Origin of the sequence: Microbacterium halimionae, assembly GCF_011761265.1 — a bacterium.
GTDB lineage: Bacteria > Actinomycetota > Actinomycetes > Actinomycetales > Microbacteriaceae > Microbacterium > Microbacterium halimionae.
The window spans coordinates 905,927-918,509 of the sequence record NZ_JAAOZB010000002.1 but is presented as its reverse complement, the minus strand read 5'-3'; the positions used below and the strand labels follow the sequence as shown (position 1 = coordinate 918,509).

Genomic DNA, 12,583 nt, shown 5'->3' with positions numbered 1-12,583 from the left:
GCGCAAAGCTGTGGCGGGCGACAGAGGTTGTTTCTGTCGCCCGCCACCGTTTTCTTTCTACGCGTCGTCCCTAGCGTTGTCGTTGGCGTCGTCAGTAATCCACAACGTCGATGTGTCACGTGATTGACGTGCCATTGGGATGCGAGTGCCAAGAACCTGCGCGACGACGTCCTGAGCGATCTTCGCAGCGGTGAGCCCGGCATCCTCAAGAATCTGCTCGCGACTGGCGTGAGCAATGAACTCGTCGGGTACACCCAGCTCGTCGACCGCGGTGTCGACTCCGGCTTCTCGGAAAACCTGTCGAATGCGAGTGCCGATCCCACCAACGCGGATGCCGTCTTCGATAGTTATGACGAGGCGGTGCTGTGCTGCGAGATCCACGAGCGACTGCTGGACCGGCACAACCCAGCGAGGGTCGACCACTGTGGCCCCAATCCCCTGGGCTTCCAGCCGCGTCGCGACGTCGACCGCGATGTGTGCCATTGGGCCGATGCCTATGACGAGGACATCGTGGGTTTCGCCGCGAGCCAAGACATCAACACCGTCTTCGAGACGTTCAATCGCGGGGAGATCCTCCCCCACATTGCCCTTGGGGAAACGTATGACGGTCGGGCCATCGCTCACGTCTAACGCTTCACGGAGTTCCTCACGCACCCGCGGAGCATCACGTGGCACCGCAATGCGGATGCCCGGAACGATTTGGAGCATCGCGAGATCCCAGATTCCGTGATGGCTCGGCCCGTCTGGACCGGTCACGCCAGCGCGATCGAGAACGAATGTGACGCCGGCGCGGTGAAGGGCGACATCCATCAAGACTTGATCGAATGCTCGATTGATGAACGTTGCATAGAGGGCAACGACAGGATGCAGTCCGCCAAATGCCAGACCCGCCGCTGACGTCACAGCGTGTTGTTCGGCGATGCCAACATCAAGTACCCGATCGGGGTACTTTTCCGCGAAAAGTTGCAGTCCGGTTGGACGAAGCATTGCGGCTGTGATCGCGATAACGTCGGTGCGTTCTGCAGCGATCTCGGGGAGTTCCTGGGCAAACACATCAGTCCAGGAATTACCGCCGCCACCCCCGATTGCTTCACCCGTAATGGGATCGATGCGCCCAACCGCGTGGAACTGATCGGCTTCGTCATTTCGTGCTGGTTCGTAACCGCGGCCCTTTTCGGTGATCGCGTGCACAATCACAGGAGCGCCATAGTCTTTTGCGAGACGCAATGTCTCGATCATCACGGGCAGGTCGTGACCGTCGACGGGGCCGAGATATTTGATATCGAGGTTCGAATACAGTGCTTCGTTGTTCGTGAAGCGGGAGAGAAAACCATGCATTCCTCCGCGGAGGCCGCGATAAAGCGCGCGCGCAGCGGGACCAAGGCGTCGCGACATGGTGTCAGAGCGGTGACGTAGCTCACGGTAGGTGTCAGCTGTTCGCACGCGGTTTAGGTATCTGGCCATACCGCCGATCGTGGGCGCGTAGGAGCGGCCATTGTCATTCACGATGATGACCAGATTGCGATCATTGTCGTCTGAGATGTTGTTGAGCGCTTCCCAGGTCATTCCACCGGTCAGCGCGCCGTCACCGACCATCGCGATGACGTGTCGGTCACGCCTCCCGGTGCGAGATAGCGCACGGGAAATTCCGTCAGCCCAGCTCAGCGAGCTTGATGCGTGCGACGACTCCACGACGTCGTGGATGCTTTCTGAACGCTGTGGGTAACCCGCAAGGCCATCACGAGTGCGGAGATCTGAGAAGTCCTGTCGCCCAGTGAGCATCTTGTGCACGTAGGACTGATGCCCGGTGTCGAAGATCATCGGATCGTTCGGCGAGTCGAATACCCGGTGCATCGCGATTGTCAGTTCGACAACACCAAGGTTCGGGCCGAGGTGGCCACCGGTTCGTGCGACATTCTCAACGAGAAATTCGCGAATCTCCTGCGCCAAAGCGACGAGCTGAGACTCGGAGAGGTGATCCAGATCACGGGGGCTACGAATCTGAGGAAGGATCGCCATACGTGTCCTTTCGCTTGCTAACGGCCAATGGCCGATAGTGCGTTGTGGCCTTCTGGCGAGTCTAGTCCGCGCAGGAGTGCCTGGCTGGGAAGAGGCGAGCTCGCTACAAAAAACGTTGGAGGGCTCCACGGAGTAAATCCCGCGGAGCCCTCCAACGTTGCTGCTAAACGAGCGAGCGAAGTACGTACTGCAAGATCCCACCGTTGCGGTAGTAGTCGGCCTCACCGGGCGTATCGATACGAACGATCGCATCAAACTCTACGGTGGCCTTACCCGCATCCGAGAACTCACTCGGAGTAGCCGTTACCTTCACGGTCTTCGGCGTCGTGCCTTCATTGAGCTGTTCGAGCCCTGTGATCGACACCACTTCGGTGCCGTCGAGCCCGAGCGACGTCCATGATTCTCCTGCCGGGAACTGCAGCGGCACAACACCCATACCGATGAGGTTCGAGCGGTGGATGCGCTCAAAACTTTCGGTGATGACTGCCTTTACGCCAAGAAGGCTTGTGCCCTTGGCTGCCCAGTCACGCGATGAGCCGGAGCCGTATTCCTTGCCACCAAAGATCACGAGCGGCGTGCCCTGCTCTTGGTAGTGCTCGCTGGCGTCGTAGATGAACGACTGCGGGCCACCGGCCTGCGTGAAGTCGCGTGTGTAACCACCCTCGACCTCGGCACCATCGTTCACCGAGCGAACGAGCTGGTTCTTGAGTCGAATGTTCGCGAAAGTGCCACGAATCATCACCTCGTGGTTGCCGCGACGCGAGCCGTAGGAGTTGAAGTCTTTACGCTCGACGCCGTGTTCAGCAAGGTAGTGCCCTGCGGGGCTATCGACCTTGATGTTTCCGGCGGGGCTGATGTGGTCAGTCGTCACCGAATCGAGGAGCGTAGCCATCACGCGAGCACCCGTGATGTCGCTGACAGGAGTCAGCTCCATCGTCATGCCCTCGAAGTACGGGGGCTTCCGCACGTAGGTGGACTCGGCATCCCATTCGAAAACATTGCCAGTGGGCGTCGGAAGGTTCTTCCAGCGGTCGTCGCCTTCGAAAACGCTCGCATATTGCGTGTCGAACATCTCTTTGTTGATCGAGGAATCGATCGTCGCCTGGACCTCGGCAGCATCGGGCCAGATGTCTGCCAAGAAGACATCCTTGCCATCTGCATCGGTGCCAAGCGGATCAGATTCGAAGTCGAAGTTCATCGATCCGGCAAGCGAATACGCAATGACGAGCGGGGGGCTCGCGAGGTAGTTCATTTTCACATCGGGGTTAATGCGACCCTCGAAGTTGCGGTTACCCGAGAGCACAGCCGTGACAGCGAGGTCGCTGTCATTGATCGCGGTAGAAACCTCTTCGATCAGCGGCCCGGAGTTTCCGATACACGTGGTGCAGCCGTACCCGACTGTGAAGAAGCCGAGGTCCTCAAGATCTTTTGTGAGGCCAGCCTTCTCGTAGTAATCGGTAACGACCTTCGACCCGGGCGCGAGAGTTGTCTTGACCCACGGCTTAGCCTTCAAGCCCTTCTTCACTGCGTTCCGAGCGAGCAGCCCGGCCGCGAGCATGACCGACGGGTTTGATGTGTTGGTGCATGACGTGATGGCGGCGATGGTGACAGCGCCATGGTCAAGAGTGAAGGACTGCCCATCGGGAAGTGTCACGCTCGTTGGCTTCGAGACCGACTTCGGCGCGTAGGAGTGCGCGCGATAGTCGTGGTCGTTGTCGGCATCTTCGGGAGTGTTTCCGGGCGGGTCTGAGGCGGGGAACGACTCTGATCCTTCGAGGTCGACGAGATCCTGTTCGACGTGGGCGTAATTCGTCAGGTCAATCTCGAACTGCTCCTTCGACCGCGAAAGCTCGATGCGGTCCTGAGGGCGCTTCGGCCCAGCAATCGATGGAACAACAGTGGAAAGATCCAGCTCCATGTATTCACTGAAGATTGGCTCGTGATCCGAGTTGTGCCAGAGCGTCTGCTCCTTCGCGTATGCCTCGACGAGGGCGAGAGTCTGCTCGCTACGCCCTGTCAGGCGAAGGTAGTCGACTGTGACCGAGTCAATTGGGAACATCGCGGCGGTAGAACCGAATTCGGGGCTCATGTTGCCGATGGTGGCGCGGTTTGCGAGGGGGACGGATGCCACACCCTCGCCGTAGAACTCGACAAATTTTCCGACGACGCCGTGCTTGCGCAGCATGTCGGTAATGGTGAGTACAACGTCAGTCGCAGTCACACCGGCGGGGATAGACCCCGTGAGCTTGAAACCGACAACGCGAGGAATCAGCATCGAAACGGGCTGACCGAGCATGGCGGCTTCGGCTTCGATACCGCCGACACCCCATCCGAGAACGCCGAGGCCGTTGACCATCGTCGTGTGTGAGTCAGTGCCGACGCAGGTGTCGGGATACGCCCGAAGCACTCCCCCTACCTCGCGGTCGTACGTGACCTTTGCGAGGTGCTCGATGTTGACCTGGTGCACGATACCGGTTCCGGGAGGCACAACTTTGAAATCATCGAACGCCGTCTGACCCCAGCGCAAGAACTGGTACCGCTCACCGTTGCGCTGATATTCGATCTCGACGTTACGTTCGAGGGCGTTTTCGCTTCCGAACAGATCGGCGATCACTGAGTGGTCGATGACCATCTCAGCAGGCGACAGCGGGTTGATCTTGGTCGGGTCGCCGCCGAGCTCAGCGACAGCTTCACGCATCGTGGCGAGGTCGACGATGCAGGGAACGCCGGTGAAGTCTTGCATTACAACACGTGCCGGGGAGAACTGAATCTCTGTATCGGGTTCGGCGGCGGCATCCCACGAACCCAAAGCCTCGATCTGCGCCTTCGTCACATTCGCGCCATCTTCGGTGCGAAGCAGGTTTTCAAGGAGCACCTTGAGACTGAATGGGAGCTTTTCGTAGCCCGGCACCGTGTCAATGCGGAAGATCTCGTAGTCGGTGCTGCCGACCGTCAGGGTGCTTTTCGCACCGAAGCTGTCAACAGTGGACACTGTTCGTCTCCTTCGTCGGCCAAGAGGCTCATAGAGAGGGCCTGACGTCCATCATCCCTGCCCCCGGATCGTGGGGCTAGCAAGGTAATCCTTACTGCCGACCACGAGCCACATTTATCTTGATGTCAAGATAAATGTATCACTCAGGAGCAGAGCGATAGAGGGCACGAACGGTGAGCCACGTCAGCGCGACCAACGGAGCGAAGAGCGGCAACCCCATGACGAGTTTTAGAGTGCCAAGCGCCGCAACGTTTCCGGCAAGATAAAGCGGTAGTTGAACGGCAAGTCGCGCCGCGAAGAGTCCAGCCCACGCAATGGTCAGCCAGAAAAACACTCGACGCTTGCGTTTGTCGGCTCGCCACGCGGTGCCTTCACCCATGAGGAACCCCACGGCGACGCCAATGATCGCCCATCCGATGAGCGCAGAGATCAATAGTCCGCTGGCATAGACGCCGTTGATGATCAGGCCAGGAACAAAATTGTCTTGAGCTCGCCCGGTGAAAAGCGCGAGAGCTGCGGCTACCGCAACAGCAACCAGGCCCCCAAGCGCTGCGCTCGGCGGCTGACGCTGCACGAAACGCACAACTGTGAACAGCAATGCAGTTCCTACGGAGATGCCGAGCGCCCACGGAAGATTGGTCGAGAGGGTGTAAACGAGTAAAAACGCAAGAGACGGAAGAACCGACTCGATAACGCCACGCCAGCCGCCCATCGCGTGCCACACAACGTGACCGGTAGTGCGAGAGTCGTTCGGGTCAAATCCTGCTTTGCGCGCTGCGCCGCTTAATGCGGCTCCAAAGACGTCGGCAGCGGATGTGGCGCGCTCTGAGTCGCGGTCATCCGGGTGCTGCTGGCTCATGCCGTCCCTGGTGTGGCAGGCATCTTCAAAGGGATGAGGTCACGCGGCGGCATCGGAGTGTTACCTCGCACGACGACGAGAGACCGAAACAGGTCCTCTACCTTCGCCGCGGCTTCAACGTCAGAAGTTGCAGATCCTCCGATGACACCGCGCAAAAACCATCTCGGGCCGTCAACGCCGACGAATCTCGCGAGGCGTTTCGCTGACTGCGATGAATCTCCACCAACCGTTACCGGAACCTCCGCTAGGAGTTCGGCGCCGAGGGGCCCTTCCCGTTCTTCAACGCGGCCACCCTGTTGTTTGACTTGAGCCTTGATCTGCTCGCGTGTTTCGTCCCAGAGTCCACTTGTTCGTGGCGCTGCGAAAGGCTGGATCTGGAGAGTCGAATCAGCGTAATCAAGTCCGACTGCGACAATTCGCTTCGTCTGTTCCTCAACCTCGAGGCGAAGATTCAAGCCCTCCCGCGGCAGAACTTTGATGCCGCCGAGGTCGATATATGGGCGAACCGGATTTGCTTCACTGTCGTCGAACGGCCCGGTCGTTTCACGTTCGGCAGGTGCCGCCTTGCGTGGGAGATTTTCCGGTGTCACATCTGTCATTTCATGCTCCCTGTCTGGTAACCCGTAGATCCAAATCCGCCGGCGCCTCGCGCGCTGTCAGGAAGGGTCGTGACGGGAAGAAATTGCACCCGCGGAATTGCCATCACCACGAGCTGCGCGATGCGATCCCCGATCGTGATTTCGTAGGCCTCGGTGGCGTCTGTGTTGAGGAGCGCGACCTTAATCTCGCCGCGATATCCGGCATCGACAGTGCCGGGAGAATTGACGACGGTGATGCCGTGCTTCGCGGCAAGCCCGCTGCGTGGCACAACGAACGCGACAAAGCCCTCGGGGAGCGCAATGCTCACGCCCGTGCCGACGAGCGACCGTTGGCCGGGCTGTAGAAGCACCGTTTCGGTCGAGACGAGATCTGCGCCCGCGTCGCCGGGGTGCGCATACCGGGGCACTTCCGGCGCGATAATGGGAACGTCCACCGATTCACTCACCCCACGAGGCTAATGCAGATGACAATCGTCAGCACCCGCCAACCCGCGACAACGTACCGCGAACGGCTAAGTCCGTCGCTGTGGACGCTCTTCGCAGCGGCAATTTTCGCGCCAATGGCGGCGCTCGTGTTCGTTCCGCTTGGAGCCGCTATCGCGCTGATCGTCGGTGTAGTCGTCGCTGTAGTTATTGTCGTCGGTGCGATTGCACTCTCGCCCGTGATCGAATTGCGCGACGGAATCCTCCGTGTTGGTCGCGCCAGAATCGACGTCGACTATCTCGGTGATCCGTCGGTATACCTTGGCGAAGAAGCGCGGATGCAGCGCGGTCCCGGGTTGGACTCACGGTCTTGGCATTTCGTTCGAGGCGGAATTGACGGAATATTGGTCGTTCCGGTCGATGACGCGGACGACCCGGTTCCGACGTGGGTGTTTTCCACGCGCACGCCGGAACGGGTAGCGGCGGCAATTCGCCGAGCGAAAGTTACGCCGCGCACTCCACGCAGATAGGGCCGGAGCCGCCATTGCTGTCGAGCTGCGAGCGGTGCTTCACCAAGAAACATGACATACAGGTGAATTCGTCTTCCTGAGGCGGGAGGACAACGACATCGAGTTCGAGGTCGGAGAGGTCTGCTCCGGGCAGTTCGAATCCCGAAGGGTTGTCGGCGTCTTCGTCGCCCACAGAGGCAGAACGGCTGTCAGGAACGCGTTCTTTGAGCGCTTCAATCGACTCGCTGTCGTCCTCAGTTTTGCGGGGTGCGTCGTAATCGGTGGCCATGCGTGTGTGTCTCTACTTCCAGAATGCTTTTGTGCCGTTTCTCCAACGGGCGGGCATAGTTTGCACGACCTCTCGACAATTCGCAAATGCTGGCGATTTTTGAGTGGTCGCATGTGTGAAACTCGCGGCGCGCGCTGGATATTCCAAGCAGGTTGAATCTGCTGTGTCACGATGTCTGAACACCGCAGATCGGAGGGGTGTCTCGCATGGAACAACTCAGAGTCATCGGAAACGAAGACGGCAAACTTATTTTGGCCACCGAGTCCGGTGAACGCTTTTCAGTTCCCGTCGACGAAGTACTGCGGGCCGAGGTGCGTCGATCGCAGCGAGACCGCGATCCGTCGTCTAGGGCGGCCCGCCCAAGCCCTCGCGATATTCAGGCTCAGATTCGTTCTGGGTTGTCTACCGCCGAAGTGGCCGCGGTGCTCGGCATCGAACTCGAGGATGTTGTTCGCTACGAACGTCCCGTGCTAGCGGAGCGTGAATTCATCGTTGGGCAGGCGCTTTCGGTTCCCGTACTGCTCGGTGGCGACTTTGATCACGATGGCCCAGCGACCTTCGGCACAGCGGTGCGCGCAAAACTCGCAGAAGCGGGCGCCACTGACGAACGCTGGAGCAGCTGGAAAGACGAGACCGGTTGGGTTGTGAAGCTTGAGTTCGCCGCCGGCGAAGTGGAACGCGACGCGAGATGGAGCTTTGACCCTCGCAGGAGCACTCTCGCACCGCTGAATGCTGATGCGACTCAACTGTCTCGACAGGGCGCGATGCCAGAGGGACTTATCCCCCGCCTTCGAGCTCTCGATGTGCCGGGCCTCAAAGACGAATCACGATTCGACAGTGCCGCTTTCGGACCTCGCCGCACGATCGAAGAGCCAGAAGAACCGACAACGTCACCAACCGGGCCTGTCCCGCATGCGCATTCTGCTGCCCAGGATGCGGCAATCAAACGCGCACCCGACGCGCCGAGTGCGTCGAGCGAGACCGCTGACCTTCTCGAAGCTCTCCGTCGTCGACGCGGTCAACGGGAGCCTGCACCCGATTCGAGCAGCGATGAGCAGTCTCCCGCACCCGTCGCATTGTTCGACGCCCTCGAGCCGGGATACGAAACAGAGAAGTCAGATGAATCTCTTTCTTCTGAGCGCTCGGCCGAGGGACGCGCGACGGGCGACACTAGCCGCCGCAAGGGCCGTTCATCGATGCCGTCCTGGGACGAGATCGTCTTCGGCGCACGCACCGACGAATGACTATGCGTAGGCGCCAGCTCTGATGAGTGGAACGACTCGCTCAGCAGCCGTCAACGAGCCGTGCTGGCCGATCATCCGCTGCGGCCCTTTGTTTGGAAGTCGATCGTCGTAGTAGGCGATATCTGCGCGAGCCGCAACGATAACGTCACCGATTCGCGCGAGCACTTCGCTCGCAACAGGGCCGAACAGGCCCGCTTCGACCGCTTGTTCGCGAGAAAGAACCCACGAGCGGTGAGCTTCAGCCTTCAGCCATCTGTCGAAAAGCTCGCCTTGTTTCCCCGGCTCGGCGTAGAGGTGAAGCATCCGTGGCTCTCCGCCGATTCGCGCGAGCCCCGTCAGAACCTCATCATCTTCTTGGAGCAGCACATGCTTCGACGCCGGCACATCGACCATGCCGTGATCAGCTGTCAGGACGATGCCGACATCGCTGGGAATCGTTCGGATGAGTTGTGAAGCAGCCGCATCGATGTCTTCGAGCGCGGCTTCCCACTCGCCGGATTCCCATCCGCTCTTATGCCCGGCGCTATCAAGTTCGGGCGCGTATAGGTAGATGATCGCTCCGCGGTGATCTACCGCGAGTTGTGTCGCTGCTGCAACGCGGTCCTGCAACGAGGATGCGCCAACGAAAGTCGCGCCACGCATCGTTGCCTCGGTGAATCCACTTCGCTCGAACTCGGGCCGCGACACAACAAAACAAGGACGACCCGACGAAGCTTCTCTGGCAAAGAGCGGAATAGCTCGTTGCCAGGTATGGGGGTCGAGCCCGTCTGTCTCCCAACCCTTCAGCTGGTTCGCCACGACATCCGTTCCGGGGATTCGCACCGTGTAACCGAGCAAGCCGTGCACACCAGGAGGCGATGCTGTGAGGAGACTCGTCAACGCGGCCGCAGTCGTGCTGGGAAAAACCGTGCGTGCGGTGTCTTTCTTACCCATGGCCGCTGACAGAGTCCGCGCGTGGCCAGAACGGGCAGAAAGCTGGGCGGCGCCGAGACCGTCAACGACGAAAACTATTGCGCTCCGCGCTGGCTTCAACCAACGAGCGGCGCCACCCAACGAGGCCAGAACTTCAGGGAGTAATTCGGTGAGGCTCCGGGCGTTTGCAGGCTCCGCAGGTAGGCTTTCTAACATCTGGGTCAGTCTTTCATACGTCACTTGACCCCTCCCGACCGCCATCCGAGGTTCTCCACGATGCCCTCTGCCTCCAAAGCTTCCACAGATCACGGCCGCATCGAAGACATTGACGTCTCCGCCGAAATGCAAGGCTCATTCCTCGAGTACGCCTACTCGGTTATCTACTCGCGGGCGCTGCCCGACGCGCGGGACGGTTTGAAGCCGGTTCAGCGTCGAATCCTGTACCAGATGGCTGAAATGGGACTCCGCCCCGATCGTGGGCATGTGAAGAGCGCTCGAGTCGTCGGTGAAGTCATGGGAAAGCTGCACCCGCACGGCGACTCTCCGATTTATGACGCTCTCGTGCGTCTCGCGCAGTCATGGGCTCTTAGGGTGCCGCTGGTCGATGGGCACGGCAACTTCGGCTCTCTCGATGACGGTCCAGCAGCTGCGCGCTACACCGAGGCGCGCCTGGCGCCGGCGGCTCTCGCGTTAACAGCGGACCTTGACGAAGACGTCGTAGATTTCATCCCCAACTACGATGGCCAGTTTCAGCAGCCCGAAGTTCTCCCCGCCGCGTTCCCTAACCTGTTAGTGAACGGCGCTACCGGAATTGCCGTGGGAATGGCCACCAACATGGCGCCCCACAACCTCATTGAGGTCGTGGGCGCCGCCATTTACCTGCTTGAGCACCCCGAGGCATCCGTCGAAGATCTGATGGAGTACATGCCGGGTCCCGACCTTCCTTCCGGCGGCATCATCGTCGGACTCGATGGCATCAAAGAGGCATACACGACGGGGCGTGGGTCGTTCCGCACCCGCGCGAAGACCTCCATCGAGTCAATCGGGCCGCGACGCACCGGCATCATCATCACGGAGCTGCCATACATGGTGGGTCCAGAGCGGGTCATTGAAAAGATCAAGGATGCCGTAGGCAGCAAGAAGCTCACGGGTATTTCGGACGTCACCGACTTGACCGACCGCACGCGTGGACTCCAGCTCGTGATCGGGATTAAAACCGGTTTTGATCCGCAGGCTGTGCTTGAGCAGCTTTACCGCTACACGCCGATCGAAGATTCTTTCTCGATCAACAACGTGGCGCTTGTCGACGGTCGGCCACGCACTCTGGGCATCAAAGAGATGCTGCGCGTCTACCTCGACCACCGCATTCAGGTCATCACGAGACGCAGCCGCTATCGCCTCGCGCGGCGCAAAGAACGGCTGCACCTTGTTGAAGGTCTACTCATCGCGATCCTCGACATCGATGAGGTCATTCAGGTTATTCGGAGCTCTGATGATGCAGAGCAAGCGCGCACTCGGCTCATGGGCGTGTTCGATCTCTCACATCCGCAGGCCGAATACATCCTGGAGCTCCGCCTTCGTCGCCTCACCCGATTCTCTCGGGTAGAGCTAGAGGCCGAGCGCGACGCGTTGCGCGCGGAGATTGCCGAGCTGGAAGAGCTGCTCGGCAGCGATGCACGCTTGCGCGCTCAGGTCGCGCTGGAACTTGACGCTGTTGCTGAAGCACACGGTGACCCGCGCCGCACGGTGCTACTCAACGGTGGCCCGGTCGTGTCGCGATCGGCGAAGCCGAAGGGCGATCTGCAGATTGCCGACACACCGTGCCGTGTATTCCTTTCGGCAACTGGCCGAATGGTACGTGCCGAACTTGCCGAAGACGGCGAAGGTATCGTGCCGCCCACCCGCCGAATGAAACACGACGCTGTTCGTTCCTCAGTCAACGCTACAACCCGCGGCGACATCGGGGCCGTGACATCGCTAGGACGCCTCGTGCGCTTCTCCCCCGTTGATCTCCCATCCGTGCCAGGAAACTCTGTTCAGCTTTCTGCTGGAGTGCGGGCGGATCAGTATCTTGGCCTGGGGAAGTCCGAGAAGCTTCTCGCTCTTGTGCCGCTGGCCGACGATGCCCCAGCGATCGCTCTCGGAACCGCGCAGGGCGTCGTGAAGCGCGTGTCCGCGACCGAACTCGGCACGAAGCAAGAAGTCGAAATCATTGCGCTCAAGCCGCGTGATTATGTCGTCGGGGCAAGTCCCGCGCCAGACGACTCCGAAATTGTTTTCGTCACATCCGACGCGCAGCTCCTGCGCTTTTCTACCAGCACAGTGCGCCCCCAGGGACGTTCAGCGGGAGGCATGGCCGGTATCAGGCTCTCGGTCGGCACCACAGTGATTGCGTTCTCTGTTGTCGCTCCAGACGCCGCTGACGAGGCATCCGTGATTACGGTGTCCACCAATTCTGCGGCCCTGCCTGGAACTGATATCGGCAGCACGAAAGTAAGTGCCTACTCGGAGTTCCCTGCAAAGGGCCGTGCTACCGGTGGAGTGCGTGCACACAGATTCGGTCGCGGAGAAGACACGCTCGCTCTTGCGTGGGTTGGTGCCGGTGCGCGCGCTGTCGGTACGGATGGTGCTGTGCGGAAACTTCCCGACGGTGGCGCGAAACGCGACGGTTCGGGTCAACCCGCGGACGGTGTGATCGGCGCTATTGGATCGAGCGTCAGCTAAACGAGCTCCAGCA

At 60.2% G+C, this 12,583-nt stretch carries 10 protein-coding genes; 3 read left to right on the top strand and 7 right to left on the bottom strand.

Annotation, left to right across the window (positions count from 1 at the left end; genetic code table 11):
• Positions 1 to 57: 57 nt before the first annotated feature.
• From dxs to dut, 5 genes are all read right to left on the bottom strand, one after another.
• Positions 58 to 2,019, bottom strand: coding sequence for a 1-deoxy-D-xylulose-5-phosphate synthase (dxs, locus tag FHS06_RS12150; RefSeq protein WP_167049630.1), 1,962 nt, complete (start codon positions 2,017 to 2,019; stop codon positions 58 to 60).
• Positions 2,020 to 2,182: 163 nt separating this feature from the next.
• Complete coding sequence (gene acnA, locus FHS06_RS12145; protein ID WP_167049628.1) at positions 2,183 to 5,011, bottom strand: aconitate hydratase AcnA; 2,829 nt, start codon at positions 5,009 to 5,011, stop codon at positions 2,183 to 2,185.
• A 139-nt stretch (positions 5,012 to 5,150) separates the two neighbouring features.
• On the bottom strand, positions 5,151 to 5,870 hold the full coding sequence (locus FHS06_RS12140; protein WP_167049626.1) for a DUF3159 domain-containing protein: 720 nt from the start codon (positions 5,868 to 5,870) through the stop codon (positions 5,151 to 5,153).
• Positions 5,867 to 6,469, bottom strand: a complete 603-nt coding sequence (locus tag FHS06_RS12135; RefSeq protein WP_167049624.1) for a DUF3710 domain-containing protein — start codon at positions 6,467 to 6,469, stop codon at positions 5,867 to 5,869. Before FHS06_RS12135 ends, FHS06_RS12140 begins: the two co-directional genes overlap by 4 nt.
• A complete protein-coding gene (gene dut, locus FHS06_RS12130) occupies positions 6,466 to 6,915 on the bottom strand; it encodes a dUTP diphosphatase (RefSeq protein WP_167049622.1) in 450 nt (149 codons plus the stop codon). The genes FHS06_RS12135 and dut overlap by 4 nt, the downstream gene beginning before the upstream one ends.
• An 18-nt stretch (positions 6,916 to 6,933) precedes the next feature.
• On the opposite strand from dut, the gene FHS06_RS12125 reads away from it, so the two are divergent.
• The gene (locus tag FHS06_RS12125) at positions 6,934 to 7,422 is read left to right on the top strand and encodes a DUF3093 domain-containing protein (RefSeq protein WP_167049620.1); all 489 of its coding nucleotides are present in this window, start codon (positions 6,934 to 6,936) and stop codon (positions 7,420 to 7,422) included.
• On the opposite strand, the gene FHS06_RS12120 is transcribed toward FHS06_RS12125, so the two are convergent.
• Positions 7,397 to 7,690: a DUF4193 domain-containing protein gene (locus tag FHS06_RS12120; RefSeq protein WP_167049618.1), complete on the bottom strand. Its 294-nt coding sequence runs from the start codon at positions 7,688 to 7,690 to the stop codon at positions 7,397 to 7,399. The two genes, FHS06_RS12125 and FHS06_RS12120, sit on opposite strands and share 26 nt — an antisense overlap.
• Positions 7,691 to 7,896: 206 nt before the next feature.
• On the opposite strand from FHS06_RS12120, the gene sepH reads away from it, so the two are divergent.
• Entirely contained in the window at positions 7,897 to 8,934 is a 1,038-nt protein-coding gene (sepH, locus tag FHS06_RS12115; RefSeq protein WP_167049614.1) for a septation protein SepH, read from the top strand.
• On the opposite strand, the gene FHS06_RS12110 is transcribed toward sepH, so the two are convergent.
• Positions 8,935 to 10,062, bottom strand: coding sequence for an alkaline phosphatase family protein (locus tag FHS06_RS12110; protein ID WP_167049612.1), 1,128 nt, complete (start codon positions 10,060 to 10,062; stop codon positions 8,935 to 8,937).
• Positions 10,063 to 10,122: 60 nt separating this feature from the next.
• Here FHS06_RS12110 and FHS06_RS12105 point away from each other — a divergent pair, with 60 nt between their 5' ends.
• A complete protein-coding gene (locus FHS06_RS12105; RefSeq protein ID WP_167049610.1) occupies positions 10,123 to 12,570 on the top strand; it encodes a DNA gyrase/topoisomerase IV subunit A in 2,448 nt (815 codons plus the stop codon).
• Positions 12,571 to 12,583: the final 13 nt, after the last annotated feature.